Origin of the sequence: Rhizobium mayense, from assembly GCF_030272705.1 — a bacterium.
Taxonomy (GTDB): Bacteria; Pseudomonadota; Alphaproteobacteria; order Rhizobiales; family Rhizobiaceae; genus Rhizobium; species Rhizobium mayense.
Map to the genome: position 1 here is coordinate 224648 of NZ_JARFYM010000010.1, position 20872 is coordinate 245519.

A 20872-nucleotide genomic window follows, 5' to 3' on the forward strand; every position below is an offset into this window, starting at 1 on the left:
TATGAAACGACTGCTTCTGGCCTCAGTCACGTTGCTTGCGCTCTCGTCGCTTGGCGCGCAAGCAGAGGAACGGACCCTCACCATTTCCGTCTATGCCTTCGCTCAGGACGATTACAAAAAGCTCGTCTACGATCCCTTCGAAGCCAAATGCGGCTGCAAGCTGGTGGTCGAAACCGGCAACAGCGTCGAGCGTTTGGCAAAGATGCAGGAAAACAAGGCCAATCCGGTCGTCGATATGGCCGTCGTCTCCATGGCGGATGCGCTGCAGGCCTCCCGTGCCGGCCTGATCGACAAGATCGACACCTCGAAGCTCAGCAACTTCAACAAGCTCTACGACATCGCCAAGGACCCGAATGGCGACGGCATGAGCGTCGGCTACACGTTCTACGCCACCTCGATCGCCTATCGTCCAGACAAGATGAAGATCGATTCCTGGACCGATCTCCTGAAGCCGGAATATGTCGGCCACATCGCGTGGCCGAACGTCACCACCAATCAGGGCCCGCCGGCGCTCTATATGCTGGGCCTCGCGCTCGGCAAGAATACGCCCGACCTCGCCGCCCCGATCGCTGCTATCGGCGAGCACAAGGGCGATATCGTTACCTTCTACGAGAAATCCTCGCAGCTCGTGCAACTGATGCAGCAGGAAGAAATCTGGGCCGCCCCGATCGGCCGCTTCTCCTGGGCCGGCTTCACCAAGCTCGATGTGCCCGTCGCCTGGGCGGCACCGAAGGAAGGCCAGACCGGCGGCATGAACGTCATGGTCGTCACCAAGGGTTCGAAGAACCAGGATCTCGCCATGCAGTTCATGGACTTCTGGCTCTCAACCGAGGTCCAGACGGCGCTCGCCATGAAGCTGGTCGACAGCCCCGCCAACAAGGAAGTGAAGCTGCCCGACGATGTCGCCAACAACCTGACTTACGGAGAAGATACGGCAAAAAGCCTGAAGCTCATTCCGTCCGCCGTCGCCCTCGATCAGCGCGATGGCTGGGTCAAAGAATGGAACGACAAGGTCGGCCAATAACCCCGCCTCGAAACGATATCCCGGCCGTGACGTCGGCATATCGCCCGCCGTTTTTTATCCACTTCCCTTTCGTGAAGGTTAGTCTCGATGTTCCAGAATAGGGCCGAAGCTCTGGCGCTTGCCCTGCCCGCGGCGGTGTTCGTCACGGTGGTCTTCCTTGCGCCGGTGCTGATCCTGCTGTCGGAGGGCTTTCATATCGCCCCCGGCGGCTGGACGCTTTCGGCCTATACCGCCTTCTTCTCGGAGTCTCTGAACCAGACGGTCTTCCTGCGTACGCTGAGACTCGGTGTCGAAGTTACCGCCGTTTCCGCTGTCATCGGCTACGCTGCCGCCTTCAGCATCGTCAACCTGCCGCCGAAGGGCAAGGGGCGCATGGTCGGCCTGGTGATACTGCCGCTCATGATTTCGCCGGTGGCGCGCACCTATGCCTGGATCGTCATCCTCGGCCGTACCGGCATCGTCAATAAGGTGGTTCAAGGCCTTGGTTTGAGCAGCGAGCCGCTGCGCATGCTGTTCAGCGAAACCGCCGTCTTCATCGGGCTCCTTCAGCTCTTCCTGCCGTTGATGATCCTGTCCTTGATCAGCGCGCTCGAGAACATGCCGAAGGACGCCATTCCCGCGGCACGAGTCCTTGGCGCCAACTGGTTCCAGGTATTCTGGAAAGTGGTGCTGCCGCTGACGCGCGAAGGCCTGGTGATCGGCGGGACGCTGGTCTTCACCGGCTCGCTGACGGCCTATATCACACCGGCGATTCTCGGCGGTTCCAAGGTGTTGATGCTGGAAACGCTGCTTTATCAGCGAATCGCGGTTTCCAACGACTATGTTTCCGCAAGTGTGATCGCTTTCATCCTCATCGTCATGAGTTTCGGCGCCAATCTGGTGCTGAAGCGGCTTGCCACGGCGAGGACCCGGACATGATGCGCCGCCTGTTCTCTCCGCTCGTCCTCTTCCTGCTGCTGGTCTTCCTGATCGGCCCCTTCATCATCATCGTCGCAGCCTCATTGTCGGGCGGCGAGACGTTGGCCTTTCCGCCGCAGGGCCTTTCGCTGCGCTGGGTCGCGAAGGTCTTCACCGTCGACAGCTTTCGCGCAAGCTTCGCCATGTCGATGTTTCTAGCGATCGGCGGCACGTTGCTTGCGCTGATCCTCGGCATTCCGGCCGCCTACGCGCTGTCGCGCTATAAGCTGCCGGGTGGCGAGACGATCCGCACGATGGTTTCCATACCGATCATCGTGCCAGGCATCATCGTCGGTCTGGCGATCCTGCGCTACCTCGTCGTGCCCTTCTCCTTCGACATCACGCTGGCGCTGTTCTTTGCGCATACGGCGCTGGTGCTGCCTTATGCCGTGCGCGTGGTCTCGGCCAGCCTCAACAACCTGCGCTCCGATATGGAAGAGGCTGCCGTGCTGCTCGGTTCGTCGCGGCTCGGCGCTTTTTTCCGCGTGGTGCTGCCGAATATTCGCAGCGGCGTGCTCGCGGCCTTCATCCTGGGCTTCGTCACCAGTTTCAATCAGGTGCCGGTGTCGCTGTTTCTCGCCAAGCCGGGCGTGCAGACGCTGCCGATCGACATGCTCGGCTATATGGAAACGACCTACGATCCTTCCGTCGCCGCGCTGTCGGCGCTGCTTGCCTTCCTCTCCATCGGCATCGTCTTCCTTGCCGAGCGCTTCCTAGGATTTTCCCGCTATGTCTGATCCCTCCTACCTCAAGCTGGACAGGCTGACGCTCGGCTATGGCGACACGGTCGCGGTCAAGGACCTCAATCTGTCGATCGGCAAAGGCGAGCTCGTGGCCCTGCTCGGCCCCTCCGGCTGCGGCAAGACGACGACGATGCGGGCGATCGCCGGGCTGCTCGCGCCAGCCTCAGGCAAAATCAGCCTCGACGGCGCCGACATCACCCGCGTCTCTGCTAACAAGCGCGCTGTCGGCCTGGTCTTCCAATCCTACGCGCTGTTTCCGCATCTGACCGTCTATGAAAACGTCGCCTTCGGCCTGCGTCTCAAGGGTATGCGCGGCAACGATCTGGACGCCCGCGTCGGTGCCGGCCTGAAATCCGTGGGGCTCGCCAACTTTTCCGGTCGCAAGCCCGGCGAATTGTCCGGCGGCCAGCAGCAGCGCGTGGCGCTGGCGCGATCCATGGTGATGGAGCCGAAGGTATTGCTGCTCGACGAGCCGCTGTCGAACCTCGACGCGCGCCTGCGCCTGGAAATGCGAACTGAGCTGCAACGGGTTCAGAAGGAAACCGGCGTGACGATGATCTTCGTCACCCATGACCAGGTGGAGGCCTTAGCGCTCGCCGACCGCATCATCGTCATGCTCAACGGCGGCATCGAGCAGATCGGCACGCCGGAGGATATCTACAACCGGCCAATTTCGGCCTTCGTTGCCGATTTCGTCGGCTTCGAAAATGTCTTCGCGCTAGAGAACGGCAAGCTGAAGACGGCGAGCGGCGCCGTCACGCTTTCCGCCCCCTCGCCATCGTCTGCGGCGGGACTGGCCTGGCGGCCGCGCACGGTGACCCTAGGTTCTGGTCCTTTCCAGGGCACCGTGCGCGGCACGTCTTTCGCCGGCAACAGCCGCGAATATTTGCTCGACACGCCGCTCGGGCCAATCAAGGCCGAGGTGGATGCGGCGGCAGCCGTGCACGCCATGGGCAGCGAGCTTGCCTTCGACCTGCCAGTCGCGGCCGCGGCATCACTCGCGAAATACAGGTAAGGCCATGGGGATCTGGATCGATACCGACATGGGGTTCGACGATATCGGCGCCATTCTGGTGGTGGCGCATTCGGGCCTCGCGATCGACGGCGTTTCGCTGGTGAGCGGCAATGCGCCGCTGGCGCAGGTGCGCGCCAATGCGGCCAATGCCGCCGCCGCCTTCGACTGGGAATTTCCGATCCATACCGGCCGCGAATTGCCGGTGCTTTCCAAGCTGGAAACGGCGCAGCGCATTCTTGGACAAAGCGGCATACCGACCACGGGCAAGAGCCTGCCGCCGGCGGGTGAGCTGCCGGCAAGCGATGCCTTCACCGCCCTCTGCAATTGGCTGGAGGACGGCACGGAGCCGAAGCGCATCCTCGCGCTCGGGCCGCTTACCAATATCGCCGCGCTGGCGCTGGCCCGGCCCGATCTTGCCGCGCGCATCGACGAGCTCACCTGGATGGGCGGCGGCGTGACGTCAGGCAATCATACCGCGTCGGCCGAATTCAACGCTTATGCCGATCCGGAAGCGCTTGCGATCGTGCTCGCCCACGGCCTGCCGCTGCGGATGGTCGACCTCGACATCTGCCGAAAGGTGCTGGCGCGGCCTGACGATGTCGACCGCGTGCGCCAGGCTGGCGGCAAAAACGCCGAACTCCTCGGTGATCTCCTCGGCGGCTACGTCAACATCGCCATCAGCCGCGGCCGTCCTGCCATGGCAATCTACGATCCGACCGCCGCCGCCATTTTCATCGCCCCGGAGATCGCGAGACTCCAGCGTGGCCGGATCGATGTCGAACTGCACGGACAGCACACCCGCGGGCGCACCGTCGTCGAGACGCGCGCCTCCCATGCCGAATTCAACGCACATTTTGCCGCCGAGATCGACGCTGACCAAGCGCGCGTCATTATTTTCGAGGCGATGATCAACGAGGCACGCCGATGACCCAACATACCCTAAGCGAGCCCGCCGATCTCAATTTGCCCGATTTGCGCGCCCGCGCGGTCGCTGCCGCCCGGGGCGATGCGCCTTTCGACCTGCTGATTGTGGGTGGTCGTCTGGTCGACATGGTGACCGGCCAGATCCGCGCCGCTGATATCGGCGTCGTCGGCGCACTGATTGCGAGCGTCCATGCGCCGGGCGGCAGCGCGGATGCAGCTCAGACGATCGACGCCGGAGGCGCCTTTGTCTCCCCTGGCCTGATCGATACGCATATGCACATCGAGAGCTCGATGGTGACGCCGGCCGCCTATACCGAAGCCGTGTTGCCGCACGGTGTCACGACCGTTGTCTGGGATCCGCATGAATTCGGCAATGTGCACGGTCTGGACGGCATGCGCTGGGCGATCGAGGCGACGCGATCGCTGCCGCTTCGTGTCATCCCGCTTGCGCCCTCCTGCGTGCCCTCCGCGCCCGGCCTGGAGCTGGCGGGCGCCGATTTCGATGCTTCCGCGATGGCCGACATGCTGGCCTGGCGTGAGATCGGCGGCGTCGCCGAGGTCATGACGATGCGCGGCGTCATCGACGGCGATCCGCGGGCGAGCGCGATCGTCAATGCCGGGCTCCAATCCGGCAAGCTGGTATGCGGCCATGCCCGCGGGCTGGAAGGCGCCGATCTCAACGCTTTCATGGCGGCCGGGGTTTCTTCCGACCACGAACTCACCTCCGGCGCCGATCTTCTTGCCAAACTATCTGCAGGCATGACCATCGAGCTGCGCGGTTCGCACGACCATCTGCTCAAGCAATTCGTCGAGGTCATCAACAATCTCGGCTTTATGCCGCAGACGGTGACGCTTTGCACGGACGACGTCTTTCCCGACGAACTGCATTTCGACGGCGGCCTGGACGACGTTGTCCGGCGCCTGGTGCGCGACGGCCTCAAGGCCGAATGGGCGTTAAGGGCAGCGACGTTGAACGCCGCCATGCGGCTCGGTCGCCGCGATCTAGGCCTCATCGCCGCCGGCCGCCGCGCCGATATCGTGCTTTTTGAGGATCTCTACACTTTCAAAGCGAAGCAGGTGATCGCCAGCGGCAAGATCATTGCCGAGGCCGGCCAGATCATCGGCGCGGTTGACCAACTCGACACCACGCCGTTGCGGAATTCCGTCAAGCTTGCGCCTCTCAGCGAAGATGATTTCCGCGTGCCGGCTACCGGCAATCGCGTGAGCCTCGCAACGATCGACCAGCCGCGCTTTACACAATGGGGCGAGGTTGAAGCCGATGTGGCGGACGGATTTGTGGTGCCGTCGGCTGGGACCACCATGATCGCGGTCGCGCATCGCCACGGCAAGGCCGATGGACGACCGCGCGTCGGCTTTCTGACCGGCTGGGGAGAATGGCGCGGCGCCTTCTGCACGACGGTCTCGCATGACAGCCACAATCTCACGGTTTTCGGCGGCAACGTCAGAGACATGACGGTTGCAGCCAATGCCGTCATCGCCGCCGGCGGCGGCATGGCCGTTGCTTCGGACGGTCAAGTCGACATGCTGCTACCCCTGCCCGTCTCCGGGCTGGTTGCGACGACACCGCTCGAGGAAACCGCCCAGGCCTTCCGCTCGATCCGCAAGGCAATGGAAAAAATTGTCGACTGGCGGCCGCCTTACCTCGTCTTCAAGGCCTGCTTCGGTGCGACGCTCGCCTGCAACATCGGGCCGCATCAGACGGATCGCGGGATCGCCGATGTGGTGACCGGCAAGGTGCTGGAGACGCCAGTCATAGTTGCGGCTTAGCCGAAGGCGGGGATCATCGAGAACTGCCTTTTACACGCTTGGGCCTCGGCCCAGACACTGCCTCACGAAACGCGTGATTTCCTCGGCCAGCTCTCGATCCTCCGGCGCTCCCGTAAAACCGCCATGCGGCATGGCTTCGAAGACGTGAAGCTCGACGGGAATTTCTGCGCGGCGCAGGAAGCGATGCATGCGAACGGCATTAGACAGGAAGAGATCCCGCGTCCCACTTTGCAGAAAGGTCGGCGGGAAGCCCTTCGAAAAGTCGCCGAAGAGCGGTGACAGATAGGGATGGGCGAGATCCGCTCCCTGTGCATAGAGCAGGTTGTTCGGCATCAGCGATCCCGGCAGGACGACATCAACCAGCCGATTGACCTGGAAGCTATCCCCCGACTCCGTGAGATCCAGTTCCGGCGAGAGAAGAACCAGCGCGGCGGGCAGCGGCAAGCCTTCATCGCGGGCTCGCAATATCATGGCAGCCGCGAGATTGCCGCCGGCCGAACGTCCGCCGATGACGATGTTCTCTGGCTTATATTGATCCAGCACATGGCGATAGACCGTCATGCAATCATCGAGCGCCTCCGGATAGGGATGCTCCGGCGGCATCCGGTAGTCTATGCCGTAGCAACGAATGCCGTGCTGGTCGGCCTGGGTCTGTGCGCCGGCGCGGCAGGCGGCTCCGCCGCCCATGACCAGTGCGCCGCCATGCAGATCGATATAGGCATAGTCCTCCGGGAAAGCGCGGCTTGGTGTGGCGATGTGGACGCAGGCTTCCTCGATCTGCACCGTCTCTACGCTTGCATGCGCTTGCGCCGCCAGCCTTTCGGCGGCTGCCCGATAGTAGACGTCGGCGAAGGCCTTCAGCTTCATCCAGCCGTTGAAATCGCTGACGTCAGGCATGACATGCAGCGCATTCAAGGGGATGCCGTCTTCTCCGACTGCCCGACGTAGCGCCGCCTGCGCCTGCTGGCTTATGGAAGCCGGAAACGGCACCGTCCGTTCCGGCAGTTTCACCCCCTTGCATTTATCGTCCATGATGTCTCCCGGCTCGTTGTCGGCGAATGGATACTGACGTCTTGATCGTTATCAGGGAGCGGCAACCGGCCAGTTTCGCAGCGTCACATCGAGCGCATCCAGGCTTCGCGACCATGAGGCTTCGGGATCGGGTGAGCTGTGCGAGAAGCTGCCCGCCAGCTCCAGCGTCACGAACCCCATGAAGAAGCCGCCCAACAGGCGCACGGCATGAACTTGCTCGACATCCGGAAGATCATAGCTGCTCAGGACAACCCGCATCATCTGCGCGATCATCGGGCCGGTGCTTCCGCTCGCCTCGTCCGAAGGCAGAGGATGCCTCGCGGCAGCAAAACGACCGGGATGCTCACGTGCATAGTCACGATAGACATTGGCAAGCGCAACCAGCGCCTCCTTGCCGGCTCGGCCGGCCAGCGCTTCGGCGGAACGGGCCGCAATCTCGCTCAGCGCCAGCCGCGCGATCCTGCGTTTCAGGTCATCGAAGCTCGCTATGTGTGAATAGAGGCTCGCCTGCTTGACGTTGAAGTGCTTTGCCAGCGCGGCCCCGGTAATATGTGCAAACCCGATCTCGTCAGCCAGCTCCGCCCCGGCCTGAACAAGCCGTTCCGCAGTCAATCCAGCACGCGCCATTTATCGTTCCTAATGCCATTAGCTTTAAACCTAATTACATTAGTTTTCTAGCTGAGATCAATCCCAAAGTCGCCACCTGGCACAGCTCGCTCACAATTTCGGGCGGCATCCGACGGATCGCGGAAATGCGACGTCGTGACAGGGCACGTGTTGATGACACCAGTGCTTGGAGAGGTTTGAGAGGTTGATGTGATCTGCAAAGTAGGCCCCTCACCCTAGCCCTCTCCCCGCAGGCGGGGAGAGGGAACGACCTTTGTGCCCTCTCCGGCGCTTTGGTGAGGATGGCGATGGTGCGTCTTATCCCCTTCTCCCCCCGGGGAGAAGGTGCCCGACAGGGCGGATGAGGGGGTCGAGGCGATAGCCACGAGGGTTCTGAGCAAACGCGGAAGCAAACCTGACGGCGCAACGCCCCCAACCCGCGCTCCACTCGGCCGTCTCCCCGCCGCGCCAAGGTGTTCACTCCATTCCCAATTCCTGCTCCACCAGCGTCGTCCAGAATGCAACGCCGGATGCGATAGCGTCGTCGTTGAAATCATAGGCCGTGTTGTGATGCAACGCGCCCTCGACGGCGGCGCCGTTGCCCAGCCAGACGTAGCATCCGGGGGCGTTCTGGCCGAAGAAAGCGAAATCGTCGCCGGCGGTAGAGGGCGGGAAGCGGGTGAGAACTTTTTCACCGAAAGCGCTGACGGCCGCCTTCAGCGCCCGCGCGGTTGCGTCCGCATCGTTGACCACGGGCGGAATACGGCGTTCGAACCGGTAATCGGCCGCGATGCCGTACATGGCCGCCGTGCCTTGTGCCAGGCGGCCGATTTCCCGTTCGAGCTGATCACGGACGTCGGGCGTATAGGCGCGTGCCGTGCCGCCGATGTCGACCGTGTCGGGAATGACGTTCAGAGCCTTGGGGTCGCCGGCCTGCAGTGAACAGGCACTGACGACGGCCGGCTGCAGCGGATCGACGACGCGGCCGACGATGGTCTGCAGCGAGGAGAGGAATGTCGCCGCCGCCGTGATCGGATCCTTGCCGAGATGCGGCTTGGCGCCGTGCGTGCCGACGCCACGGAAGGTGACGCGCCAGCTATCCGAAGAAGCAAGCTGTGGACCTTCGACAACCGCCATCTCATCGACGGCAAGACCCGGCATATTGTGCAGGCCGTAAACGGCGTCGCAGGGGAAGAGATCGAAGAGACCCTCCTCCACCATGCGCCGTGCGCCGCCACGACCTTCCTCGGCCGGCTGGAAAATGAAATGCACCGTTCCGGAAAAGCAGCGCGCGGCGGCCAGATACCGGGCGGCACCGAGAAGCATCGTGGTGTGGCCGTCATGGCCACAGGCATGCATCCTGCCGGGAATGGTGGATTTATAGGGCCGGTTGCCCTTCTCCGGCATGGCGAGGGCATCCATGTCGGCGCGAAGGCCGATACGGCGGGTGCCGTTGCCGACCTGCAGCGTACCGACGACGCCGGTTTTGCCGAGGCCGCGATGCACTGTGATGCCCGCCTCCTCGAGCAATGTCGCGACGATGCCGCTGGTGCGCTCCTCCTCGAACCCAAGTTCGGGATGAGCGTGCAGGTTATGGCGGAGGGACGTCAGGAACGGCAGATCCTGGGCAAACTGCTCGGGGAGAGACATCGGGATTCCTTCGGCATCGGAGATGATCGCTAGAGCGGGATGCCGAAAAGTGTGCGCGGTTTTCGGGCGACATCCCGCTCTAACTTTTTGATTTAGAGACGGATTCAGATTTCAGGTCGATTCGACCTGCCGAGCACGCTGACGTGGACGGTGCTGCCGATTTCCGGCAGGCCGACGCTGGAACTTTTAATGGAGAGTGGTGCTGCGCCTGCGGCTTTGGCAAGGGTAAGCGTCACCGTGCAGACCGCGCCGCCGAATTCGACGTCGATGACGTTGCCCGCGCAAATGGCTTCGGAAGCTGCGCCATTGATCATGCTGAACCGCAGCTGCTCGGGGCGCAGCATGATTTCTGCCCGCCCCCGGCGGCCATTTGCGTCCGTCGGGATGCGGCCCAGCACACAATCGGCAAAACCATCGCCCAGCTCGGCCGGCAGCAGGATGGCATCACCGAGGAAGGTGGCCGTCTCGCGGTCGCTAGGATTGAGATAGAGCGTTTGCGGCGTTCCGGCCTGCACCAATTTGCCGCCGCGCAATACCGCCACTTGATCGGCGAAGGAAAGCGCTTCCGCCTGGTCGTGCGTCACCAGAATCGTGGTGATGCCGGCATTGCGCAACACGCGGGCGACGGCTTTGCGCATGTTTTCGCGCAGGCCCGTATCAAGCGCAGAAAAGGGCTCGTCGAGCAGCATCAGCCCGGGCTTGCGGCCGAGCGCGCGGGCAAGCGCCACGCGCTGTTGCTGGCCGCCGGAGAGCTGGTGCGGGCGGCGGTCGAGCATGCCACGGTCGAGCTCCACCATATCGATGAGCGCATTGATCTCTTTGGCGCGATCCGCCTGCCCACGCTCCATGCCGAAGCCGATATTGTCCGCCACGCTCAAATGCGGAAACAAGGCGCCGTCCTGCGAAACGATGCCAATGCCGCGACGATGGGCGGGCACAACGGCCGGCCCGTCGGCCAGCATCTCGCCTTCCAGCATCACCTGGCCGGCATCCGGCATCTCGAAGCCGGCAATGATGCGCAGCAATGTCGTTTTGCCGGAGCCGGAGGGGCCGACGACGGCGGTGCGGCTGCCGGCAGCGACCGTTAGGTCGATGTTGTCGAGCGCATGCACCGGGCCATAGCGCTTGCTGATGTTCTTGATCGCCAGAAAAGTCATTGTCCGGCCGTCCGCTTGGATTGCACGTAGAGGAGAAGGGTGAGCGGCAGCGACAGCACCACCATCATGAAGGCATAGGGCGCGGCGGAGACATAATCGATCTCGCTGGTCAGCGACCAGAACTTCGTCGCCAGCGTCACCGTGCCATTCGGCGACAGCATCAGCGTCGCCGTCAGTTCATTGGTGATGCCGAGAGCGGCAAGAGCAACGCTCGCCGCAAAACCGGGAGCGGCAAGGCGCATGGTGATCTGCCGCACGGCCTGGCCGGGCGTGCGGCCAAGGGCCATGGCGGCGCGCTCGAGCTCGACAGGGGCCTGGGCAATACTGGAGCGCAAGCCCACCATGGCGCGCGGCAGGAACAGCAGGACATAGGCGAGCAGCAATGTCGCAAAGGTCTGATATAGAGGCAGGATCAGCCGCACTGTAATCGACACCAGCGCCAGCGCGACCACGGCGCCCGGCAGCGAGCCAACATAATAATGGCAGGCTTCGAGGATGCGCTGCAGCCGGCCCGGCGCACGCACCGAAAGCCACGCCATGGGGGCGGCGGCTATAGTGGTCAGTAGACCGCCCACAATTGCCAGGCCGAGGGTCTGCAGCAAAGCGGAGCCGACCGCATCCATCCGCCAAATGCCGATGCCACCGAGATAAAGCCAGCGCGCCAGCGTCACGAACGGCACGCCGAGCGTAAGCACCGCCGTTGCCAGCGGAAGCGCAATGGCTGGGATGACGAACCAGCCGAGCAGCCGGCGGTCCGCCGGGCGGGCCGCACCGGAGCCGACACGGGCATAACGCTCGTTGCCGCGCACCAGCACCTCGATCCCGAGCAGCAGCAGGCAGCAGAAAACCAGAACACCGCCGAGCATGTTGGCGGCCGGGCTGTTATAGGCGGATTGGAATTGATCGACGATCGCGGTCGAGAACGTGTCGAAGCGGATCATCACGTAGAGACCGTACTCCGCCAGCAGATGCAGGCCGATCAGCAGCGAGCCGCCGCAGATGGCGAGGCGAAGCTGCGGCAGGATGGCCCGGAAGAAGACACGCCAGGGGCCGAGGCCGAGCGAGGCGGCGGCATCCTCGATCGCCGGGTCGAGACGGCGCAGCGCTGCAGCCACGGGCAGATAGAGAAAAGGATAGTAGGCAAGAATCGAAACAAGCACGCCGCTCCAGAGCCCGCGCATTCCGGGCAGCAGGCTGACCCAGGCATAGCTGTGCACGAAAGCGGGCACCGCAAGCGGCGCGACCGCCAGCCAGGACCAGAGGCGAGCACCAGGGACATTCGTGCGCTCGGTCAGCCAGGCGAGCGTGACGGCAAGCAGGATGCAGAGCGGAATGGTGCAGACTTCAAGCAGGACGGTGTTGGTCAGCAATTCGCCGACGCGACTACGAAAGACGAGCGCGACGACGTCGTGCCAGCCGGTCTCGACGGTGACCCAGACAATGAAGCCGAGCGGCACCAGGCTCAGAAGAGCGACGGCGGATGCGAGGGCGACGACGGAAGCATGCGGAACACGGCCGCGAGGCCCAGCCGTCAGCGGGGGCAATCGCGTGGCAGCGGCCTGACCGGCCGGCGCGCCATATGTGTTCTTCTGCAGCAAATCTTAGCTGCCTTTCACGCCCTGAATTAGGAAGGCAATCGCCGCTGGAAGGCGGTTGCCGGGATTGAAATGGCCGAACGGCTATACGCATGCCCCCTAGCAGGGCATGCGGACCGGTTGCAAGGACTTAGATCAAACCGGCTTCCGTCATCAGATCGGTGACCTTCTTGCTGTTCAGCTTGGAAGGCTCGACCTTCGGCGCCTGGAGGTCGGCGAGCGGCACCAGCTTCGGGTTCGACTGAGCGCCGTTGCCGACCGCATATTCATAGGAATCGCCGTCGCGCAGAACGGCCTGGCCGCCCTTGCCGGTGATCCACTTCAAGAAGGCCTGGGCTTCCTTCTGATGCTGGCTGGAAGCGAGAACGCCGCCACCGGAAATGCTCACGAAAGCGCCCGGATCCTGGTTCTTGAAATAATGCAGAGCGACGTTCTTGCTGTTTTCAGCCGTCTTCGCCTGATCGCCGAACCAATAGTAGTGGTAGATGACTGCGCCCTCGACTTCGCCGGCATTGACAGCCTTCATGGCAACGCTGTTGCCCTTGTACGGCGTAGCGTTTTCCTTCAGCGCCTTCAGCCAGGACTTGGTGACGTCCTCGCCCTTCAGCTCGAGAAGCGCGCTGACGATCGCCTGGAAGTCGGCGCCGGCCGGCGATGCACCCCAGCGACCCTTCCATTTGGGATCGGCAAGGTCGAGCAACGACTTCGGCAGGTCGCTCTCCTTCAGCTTGGTCTTGTCATAGGCGAAAACCGTGGAGCGGGCGGCAACCCCGACCCAATTGCCATCGGCTGCCTTGAAGGTTTCCGGCACCTGCGCCAGCGTATCAGCATCTACGGGAGCGAAAAGCTTGTTGGTGTCGACCAGCGCCATGCCCGGAGAATTTTCGGTCAGGAACACGTCGGCGGGGGATGCAGCACCCTCTTCGACGATCTGATTGGCGAACTGCATGTCGCTGCCGTTGCGGATCGTCACCTTAATGCCGGTTTCCTTTGTAAAACCATCAGCCCAAGCCTGCGTCAGGGTCTCGTGCTGCGCATTGTAGACGACGATACCTTCGGAACCGGCGGCATTTGCCGCGAACGGAGCAACCGCGAGGCCTGCGGCAAGCGCCAAGGCGCTGGTGAGATGGGTAAAGGAAAAAGTCATAGGCGTCCTCTCGCTTGATAACCCCGTCTTCGACGGTGGTCCGATAGCCTATATTTTTCTTGACTATCATTTTCAAGTTTCTGCATGCCTCTTTTTATCACAAAAGTTTGAAATGAGAGTCAAGATTTAGATGATGGCTCGCTGCCGGCCAGATCCAGCCAGGCGCGGGCGGCATGCGAGAGATAGCCGCCCCGCCGCCAGATCCAGGCCATGTGCCACTCCATCGAGGGCTCGACGACCAGGGCATTGCTTACGCCGGCGCGGCTGCGCTGCTCTGCGATCATTCGAGGCAGGAAGCCCGCCCCGAGACCGGCCGCAACCAGTTCGATGATGAAATTGATCTGACTTGAGCGCGCAACGATTTCAGGCTCAAAACCGGCGGTGCGGCAGGCGCCCAGGATGACGCTGTTCAGCGCAAAGCCACTTTCGAACAGGATGAACGGATTGTCCTTGAGCTCTGCGAGCTGCACCGTCTTGCGACCCTCGAGAAGGTGCCCTGAGGGCAGGAGCACATGAATCGGCTCCCGGCGCACGCTCTGCCATTCGAAGGCTTCCGGCACTGGCAGCAGTGAAACCCCGAGATCGACCTCTCCCGACAGCACCATCTCCTCCAGCCGCTTCGCCCCCTGCTCCACCAGCTTGATCTCGATACCGGGATAGCGGCTGCGAAAGACCGCAAAGAGCGGCGCAAACAGCACATCATTGCCGATCGGTGGCAAGCCGAGCCTCAGGGTGCCGCGCGAGAGCCCTCGCAGCTCGGCGAGTTCGGCGATTAGGTCATCGCGGCCGGCCAAGATCGTGAGAGCACGGCGATAGACCACCTCGCCGGCATCGGTCAGCGTCGTTCGATGGCCGATACGGTTGAGCAGAGGCAGGCCAAGCTCGTCCTCCAACTGGCGGACGGCCTTGCTGACGGCGGATTGGGTCGTGAACACCACCTTGGCCGCTTCCGAAAAGCCGCCCTGGCGCACGACTTCGACAAAAGCACGCAATGTCCGAAGTTCCATATCTATTCCATATCAGACTAGACTTTATGAAATCAATTCATTTTGTTCATAAGTGTTGGGGATTTATATCTGCGCCGTCAATCTCCCCAGGACCTCCCTCGATGCGCATCGGCCTGCAAAACCGCCCAAGACTGAGCCGCCTCGCCCAGATCATCCTGTTGCTCGCCTTCTGGCAGGCGGGTGAGGGTATCGTGCGCTTCACCCACCTGCCTGTCCCAGGCCCGATCGTTGGCATGCTTTTGGTGCTCTGCCTGCTTGCCAGCGGCAAGGTTGGTATCGGCAGCGTGCGGCGCGGCGCTGAATGGTTTCTCGCCGAAATGCTGCTGTTCTTCGTTCCGGCGGTCCTTGCCGTCCTCGATCACCGCGAGTTCATCGGCCTCACAGGGCTGAAGATCATCGCCGTGATCCTGGTCGGCACGATCATCGTCATGAGCGTCACGGCGCTGGCGATCGATATCGGGTACCGTCTGATGATGCGCCGGGAAGGCTCTCGCCATGCTCACCGCTGAAGCCATTGCGCTCACCCTTTTTTGGCCGGTCGCGACGATCGTCCTCTATTATCTCTCGAAAGCGCTCTATCGCCGCTGGCCGGTGGTTTGGCTGTCGCCCCTGTTTGCCGCGCCGGCAGTCCTGATCGCGATCGCCGTCGTCCTGCATGCGAGCTATCAGGACTACATGCGCGACACACATTGGCTGCTGGCGCTGCTCGGCCCGGCAACCGTTGCCTTTGCCGTGCCCATCTACGAACAGCGCGCGCTCATCAGGCGCTATTGGCCGATCCTGCTTGCCGGCGTCTCAGTCGGCAGTGCGACGGCCATGGTATCGGCTTGGGGGCTCGCCAGCCTCTTCGGCCTGGATGAAAGCCTGCGCCTCAGCCTGATGCCGCGTTCGATCAGCACGCCTTTCGCCATGGTCGTCTCCGGCGACATCGGCGGCGTGCCCAACCTGACGGCGGTGTTCGTGGTCATCACCGGTCTTTTCGGCGCGGCCGCCGGGCAGATATTGCTGCGCCTCCTGCCGCTACAGTCCGGCATGGCGCGCGGTGCGCTGTTCGGCATGGGCGCGCATGGCGTCGGCGTCGCCAAAGCGCACGAGATCGGTCGTGAGGAGGGTTCGATTGCCGGGCTGGTCATGGTGTTGGTCGGCCTGACCAATGTGCTTGCGGCGCCTCTGATCGCATGGGCGATGCACGCAGCCTGACCTCAAGGAAAAGCCGCGACGCTTTTGCGCCGCGGCTTTTTTGATGCTCCAAGGGTTCGATCAGTTGTCGCGTGTCTCCAGCGTTTTGCTGAAGAAGATCGCAACGAGCGTACAGACGACGCCGGAGAGCAGGTAGAGGCTGGTATAGACCAGGCCGAACTGGCTGGAGAGGGCGAGCGCGACGAAGGGCGCAAAGCCGGCGCCGATCAACCAGGAGAGGTCCGAGGTCAGTGCCGAGCCGCTGTAGCGATAGTTCCGGCTGAAGCGCGAGGCGCTGGCGCCGGCGGCCTGGCCGAAGGAGAGGCCAAGCAGCGTAAAGCCGAGAACCACGTAGATATGGCGGCCGGTAACGCCGCCATCGAGCAGCCAGGGCGCGACGAAGGCGAAGATCGCGATCAATACGGCGCCGACGGCAAGCTGATTGCGGCGGCCGATACGGTCCGCGAGCAGGCCGGAACAGACGATCGCGACGATACCGCAGATCGCGCCGAGGAATTCTACCAGCAAGAACGAGCCGGGGGTCTGCGCGCTATAAAGCGTTACCCAGCCGAGCGGGAAGACCGTGACCAGATGGAAGGTCGCGAAGCTTGCGAGCGGCACGAAAGCGCCAATCAGCACATCGCGGCCATGCACGCGCAGCAGCTCGGACATTCTGACCGGCTCCAGCTCATGGCGCTCCAGCAGCGCGCCGAATTCCGGCGTGGCAACCAGGCGAAGCCGGGCGAAGAGGGCCACGACATTGACCATGAAGGCGCAGAAGAACGGATAGCGCCAGCCAAACTCCAGGAAATCGACCGTCGAGAGGTTTGCCACGAAATACGCGAAAAGAGCGCTCGCCAGCATGAAGCCGATCGGCGCGCCGAGCTGCGGGATCATCGCATACCAGCCACGACGATTGGTCGGCGCGTTAAGCGCCAGAAGGGAGGCAAGACCGTCCCAGGCCCCGCCGAGCGCAAGGCCCTGACAGATGCGAAGGATGGAAAGCAGGATGATCGCATAGACGCCGACGTCGTTAAACCCAGGCAGGAAGCTCATTGCCGCCGTGGACCCACCGAGCAGAATCATCGCTACCGTCAGCTTGACACCGCGGCCATAGTTGCGGTCGATCGCCATGAAGATGAACGAGCCCACAGGGCGAGCGATGAAGGCGAGCGAAAAAACAAGGAAGGAAAGCAGCGTGCCCGGCAGCGGATCCACGAAGGGGAAGATCAACTTCGGGAAAACCAGGACCGATGCGATGGCGTAGACGAAGAAATCGAAAAACTCGGACGTGCGACCGATGATCACGCCGATGGCAATACTACCTGGGTCGACAGCGGCGCGAGCATGCATTTCGCGGGCGTCGCGTTCTAAACCTGCAGATGTTGGGTTTAATGATTCATGCGTGACGCTGGCCATATGCGGGAGCCTCCTTCTCCGGACGCAAACTCCTCCACGAATTCGCGTACAAACAAGATGTTTATCAAACTTGCGGACTTATCAAGTCTCGCGCGTGGATTAATTCGCAAATTGGCGGTCTGGCGGGGTCAAATTCCGCCTTTGTGGCGACGATGCCGGGTTGACGTGCTGCCGACGGTAGCCATATCCACCGATCTCGGTATATTAGCCACAACAAAAGCAACCGGCCGTTGGAAAACCTTCTGGATTTCTCAGGATTTTCCCGATAGGCGAAGTTGTGTGCGATACCGCATTGCACCCAAACTTGCTGCGGTGCGACGAAACACCTCATACCGTTCACGACCGCCGTCCTTTAGTCGCGGTACGGTCAATAACAAAAAGAGCTTTGAGACGTGCCAAGACTATCGAAGATTTTCAGCCGCTTATCTGTCCTCCCACTGATGTTGTCGCTCGCAGGCTGCAACATGGTGGTGATGGCTCCCTCCGGCGATGTCGCCGTGCAGCAGCGCGACCTTATCGTCGTCTCGACGGTTCTGATGCTGATCATCATCATACCGGTGATCTTCCTGACGCTGTTCTTCGCGTGGAAATATCGCCAATCGAATGCCGCTGCGCCCTATGATCCCGAATGGCATCATTCGACCCGTCTGGAACTGGTGATCTGGTCGGCGCCGCTGGCGATTATTATCGCGCTCGGCGCGGTGACCTGGATCAGCACCCACAAGCTGGACCCCTTCCGGCCTCTCGACCGCGTCCGCGAAGGCAAGCCGGTGACCACCGCCACGAGAGCGCTCAACGTCGAAGTCGTGGCGCTCGATTGGAAATGGCTGTTCTTCTATCCCGATCTTGGCATCGCCACGGTCAACGAACTTGCCGCGCCGGTGGATGCGCCGATCAACTTCAGGATCACGGCCTCCTCGGTGATGAACTCCTTCTTCGTTCCGGCGCTTGCGGGCCAGATCTATGCCATGCCCGGCATGGAGACAAAGCTGCACGCCGTCATCAACAAGCCCGGCGAATATCAGGGCCTGTCGGCCAATTACAGCGGCGCGGGCTTCTCCCATATGCGCTTCAAGTTTCATGGCCTGAGCCAAGCCGATTTCGACCAGTGGGTTCAGCAGGTGAAGTCGACGGGCGGACCGCTTGGCCGTCAGGAATATCTGGCGCTTGCCAAGCCAAGCCAACAGGAGCCCGTGCGCCACTTCAACGCGGTCGATAGCGGACTCTTCGACGCCATTCTCAATATGTGCGCCGATCCAAGCAAGATGTGCATCAGCCAAATGATGGATATCGACGCCAAGGGTGGTGCTGGCAAGGATAGCCAGGAAAATCGCGAACGCCTGGTCTATGACAACCGCAACGCCGAAGCCGACGACGTCACGCCGGCGCCGCACGACATGCAGTCCATGCCCGGCATGGACATGGGCCACGGCTCATCAGGCGGTTCAGCCGCCCCGGCTCCCCAGCCGAGCAACTGAACCCCGCGCACTGCTGCGCCGCGCGTCCTTCGGGGCGCGCGAAGGTCGCAGCGGAAGTTTGAAATGGCGCCTACGCCCTTCCTTAAATCCCTGCCGATTTAAGGGGCTATGCGCGGTAACAAGACATTATAAGGACAGAGGCAATCCATGTTTTCCAACCCGGACCTCTATAAATTCATCTTCGGTCGGCTGACGCTCGATCAGATTCCCTATCACGAGCCTATCCTCGTCGTGACCTTCCTCGGCGTCGCCGTCGGCGGTATCGCCCTTCTCGGCCTGCTGACCTATTTCCGCCTCTGGGGCTTTCTCTGGAAGGAATGGTTCACCAGCATCGATCACAAGAAGATCGGCATCATGTATATCGTGCTGGCTTTGATCATGCTTCTGCGCGGCTTCTCCGACGCGCTGCTGATGCGCATGCAGCAGGCGATCGCCTTCAACGGTTCGGATGGCTACCTGCCGCCGCATCACTACGACCAGATCTTCACCGCCCACGGCGTCATCATGATCTTCTTCGTGGCGATGCCGTTCGTCACGGGTCTGATGAACCTTGTCGTGCCGCTGCAGATCGGCGCTCGCGACGTCTCCTTCCCCTTCCTCAACAATTTCTCGTTCTGGATGACCACGGCCGGCGCCATCGTCATCATGATCTCGCTCTTCATCGGCGAATTCGCGAAGACCGGCTGGCTGGCCTATCCGCCGCTTTCCGGCATTGCCTACAGTCCCGATGTCGGCGTCGATTATTACATCTGGGGCCTGCAGGTTGCTGGTATCGGAACGACGCTCTCGGGCATCAACCTGATCGCCACCATCGTCAAGATGCGCGCGCCGGGCATGACCTTCATGAAAATGCCGGTCTTCACCTGGACGTCGCTCTGCACCAACATCCTGATTGTCGCGAGCTTCCCGATCCTGACCGCCACGCTGGCGCTGCTCACCCTCGATCGCTACGTCGGCACGAACTTCTTCACGAACGACCTCGGCGGCAATCCGATGATGTACATCAACCTCATCTGGATCTGGGGTCACCCGGAAGTCTACATTCTGGTGCTGCCGGCCTTTGGCGTCTTCTCGGAAGTCGTTGCGACCTTCTGCGGCAAGCGCCTCTTCGGCTACGCCTCGATGGTCTACGCCACCTGCGTGATCATGATCCTCTCCTACCTCGTCTGGCTGCACCACTTCTTCACGATGGGCTCTGGCGCCAGCGTCAACTCCTTCTTCGGCATCACCACGATGATCATCTCGATCCCGACGGGCGCGAAGATGTTCAACTGGCTCTTCACCATGTATCGCGGCCGCATCCGCTACGAGGTGCCGATGCTCTGGACGGTGGGCTTCATGGTGACCTTCGTCATCGGCGGCATGACCGGCGTCATGCTCGCGGTTCCGCCGGCCGACTTCGTGCTGCACAACTCGCTGTTCCTAATCGCCCACTTCCATAACGTGATCATCGGCGGCGTGCTCTTCGGCATGTTTGCGGGCGTCAATTACTGGTTCCCGAAGGCCTTCGGCTTCAAGCTCGATCCCTTCTGGGGCAAGATGAGCTTCTGGTTCTGGCAGATCGGTTTCTGGTTCGCCTTCATGCCGCTCTATATCCTCGGCCTGATGGGCGTCACCCGCCGCGTCAGCCAGTTCGACGATCCGTCGCTGCAGATCTACTTCGTGATCGCAGCCTTCGGCGCCGTGCTGATCGCTATCGGCATCGCCAGCTTCCTAATCCAGCTTGCCGTCAGCTTCATGAAGCGCGAAGAGCTTCGCGATCACACAGGTGACCCGTGGAACGGCCGTACGCTGGAATGGTCCACCTCGTCGCCGCCGCCGGCCTACAACTTTGCCTTCACGCCGATCGTCTACGACCACGACGCCTGGTGGGACATGAAGAACCGCGGCTACACGCGCCCGACCGAGGGCTTCATCCCGATCCACATGCCGAAGAATACCGGCACGGGCATCATCCTCGGCATTCTCTCCATCGGCTTCGCATTCGGCATGATCTGGTACATGTGGTGGCTCGCCGCCATTACCTTCGTCGCGATGATCGCCATTACGATCGGCCATACCTTCAACTATAAGCGCGACTTCTACATCCCCGCCGATGAGGTTGTGAAGACCGAAGGCGAGCGTACGAAGCTGCTCGCAGGACAGGTATAA

The 20872-nt window shown here is 62.1% G+C and carries 18 protein-coding genes; 10 read left to right on the forward strand and 8 right to left on the reverse strand.

Going from position 1 to position 20872, the window contains the following annotated elements; all coding sequences use genetic code 11:
* Nucleotide 1 precedes the first annotated feature (1 nt).
* The 6 genes from PY649_RS15115 (at nt 2) to PY649_RS15140 (ending at nt 6451) form a co-directional block, all read left to right on the forward strand.
* The gene (locus PY649_RS15115; RefSeq protein WP_285869309.1) at nt 2-1024 is read left to right on the forward strand and encodes a polyamine ABC transporter substrate-binding protein; all 1023 of its coding nucleotides are present in this window, start codon (nt 2-4) and stop codon (nt 1022-1024) included.
* Nucleotides 1025-1111: 87 nt separating this feature from the next.
* Nucleotides 1112-1942: an ABC transporter permease gene (locus tag PY649_RS15120; protein ID WP_285869310.1), complete on the forward strand. Its 831-nt coding sequence runs from the start codon at nt 1112-1114 to the stop codon at nt 1940-1942.
* Nucleotides 1939-2718 (forward strand): ABC transporter permease, encoded by a 780-nt coding sequence (locus PY649_RS15125; RefSeq protein WP_285869311.1) that lies wholly within the window; start codon nt 1939-1941, stop codon nt 2716-2718. Before PY649_RS15120 ends, PY649_RS15125 begins: the two co-directional genes overlap by 4 nt.
* Nucleotides 2711-3739 (forward strand): ABC transporter ATP-binding protein, encoded by a 1029-nt coding sequence (locus tag PY649_RS15130; RefSeq protein ID WP_285869312.1) that lies wholly within the window; start codon nt 2711-2713, stop codon nt 3737-3739. The genes PY649_RS15125 and PY649_RS15130 overlap by 8 nt, the downstream gene beginning before the upstream one ends.
* A 4-nt stretch (nt 3740-3743) precedes the next feature.
* Entirely contained in the window at nt 3744-4667 is a 924-nt protein-coding gene (locus PY649_RS15135) for a nucleoside hydrolase (protein ID WP_285869313.1), read from the forward strand.
* The gene (locus PY649_RS15140; RefSeq protein WP_285869314.1) at nt 4664-6451 is read left to right on the forward strand and encodes an adenine deaminase; all 1788 of its coding nucleotides are present in this window, start codon (nt 4664-4666) and stop codon (nt 6449-6451) included. The genes PY649_RS15135 and PY649_RS15140 overlap by 4 nt, the downstream gene beginning before the upstream one ends.
* Nucleotides 6452-6481: 30 nt before the next feature.
* Here PY649_RS15140 and PY649_RS15145 read toward each other — a convergent pair whose 3' ends face one another.
* From PY649_RS15145 to PY649_RS15175, 7 genes are all read right to left on the reverse strand, one after another.
* Nucleotides 6482-7483: an alpha/beta hydrolase gene (locus PY649_RS15145; protein WP_285869315.1), complete on the reverse strand. Its 1002-nt coding sequence runs from the start codon at nt 7481-7483 to the stop codon at nt 6482-6484.
* A 51-nt stretch (nt 7484-7534) separates the two neighbouring features.
* Nucleotides 7535-8110, reverse strand: a complete 576-nt coding sequence (locus tag PY649_RS15150) for a TetR/AcrR family transcriptional regulator (RefSeq protein ID WP_285869317.1) — start codon at nt 8108-8110, stop codon at nt 7535-7537.
* Between the two features lie 456 nt (nt 8111-8566).
* The gene (locus PY649_RS15155; protein ID WP_285869318.1) at nt 8567-9739 is read right to left on the reverse strand and encodes a M20 aminoacylase family protein; all 1173 of its coding nucleotides are present in this window, start codon (nt 9737-9739) and stop codon (nt 8567-8569) included.
* 104 nt (nt 9740-9843) lie between these two features.
* Nucleotides 9844-10896: an ABC transporter ATP-binding protein gene (locus tag PY649_RS15160; protein WP_285869319.1), complete on the reverse strand. Its 1053-nt coding sequence runs from the start codon at nt 10894-10896 to the stop codon at nt 9844-9846.
* A complete protein-coding gene (locus PY649_RS15165) occupies nt 10893-12494 on the reverse strand; it encodes an ABC transporter permease (protein ID WP_285869320.1) in 1602 nt (533 codons plus the stop codon). The genes PY649_RS15160 and PY649_RS15165 overlap by 4 nt, the downstream gene beginning before the upstream one ends.
* Before the next feature lie 127 nt (nt 12495-12621).
* Nucleotides 12622-13638 (reverse strand): iron ABC transporter substrate-binding protein, encoded by a 1017-nt coding sequence (locus tag PY649_RS15170; RefSeq protein ID WP_285869321.1) that lies wholly within the window; start codon nt 13636-13638, stop codon nt 12622-12624.
* Between the two features lie 119 nt (nt 13639-13757).
* Nucleotides 13758-14645 carry a LysR family transcriptional regulator gene (locus PY649_RS15175; RefSeq protein WP_285869322.1) on the reverse strand — a complete coding sequence of 296 codons (888 nt, stop codon included), beginning with the start codon at nt 14643-14645 and terminating at the stop codon, nt 13758-13760.
* A gap of 101 nt (nt 14646-14746) precedes the next feature.
* Here PY649_RS15175 and PY649_RS15180 point away from each other — a divergent pair, with 101 nt between their 5' ends.
* Nucleotides 14747-15154 carry a CidA/LrgA family protein gene (locus tag PY649_RS15180; protein WP_285869323.1) on the forward strand — a complete coding sequence of 136 codons (408 nt, stop codon included), beginning with the start codon at nt 14747-14749 and terminating at the stop codon, nt 15152-15154.
* Nucleotides 15141-15845 (forward strand): LrgB family protein, encoded by a 705-nt coding sequence (locus PY649_RS15185; protein WP_285869324.1) that lies wholly within the window; start codon nt 15141-15143, stop codon nt 15843-15845. Before PY649_RS15180 ends, PY649_RS15185 begins: the two co-directional genes overlap by 14 nt.
* 60 nt (nt 15846-15905) lie before the next feature.
* Here PY649_RS15185 and PY649_RS15190 read toward each other — a convergent pair whose 3' ends face one another.
* Complete coding sequence (locus PY649_RS15190; protein WP_285869325.1) at nt 15906-17243, reverse strand: MFS transporter; 1338 nt, start codon at nt 17241-17243, stop codon at nt 15906-15908.
* A gap of 392 nt (nt 17244-17635) precedes the next feature.
* On the opposite strand from PY649_RS15190, the gene cyoA reads away from it, so the two are divergent.
* Together cyoA and cyoB are read left to right on the forward strand one after the other, a co-directional pair.
* Nucleotides 17636-18721: a ubiquinol oxidase subunit II gene (cyoA, locus tag PY649_RS15195; RefSeq protein WP_285869326.1), complete on the forward strand. Its 1086-nt coding sequence runs from the start codon at nt 17636-17638 to the stop codon at nt 18719-18721.
* A 147-nt stretch (nt 18722-18868) separates the two neighbouring features.
* Nucleotides 18869-20872 carry a cytochrome o ubiquinol oxidase subunit I gene (gene cyoB, locus PY649_RS15200; RefSeq protein WP_285869327.1) on the forward strand — a complete coding sequence of 668 codons (2004 nt, stop codon included), beginning with the start codon at nt 18869-18871 and terminating at the stop codon, nt 20870-20872.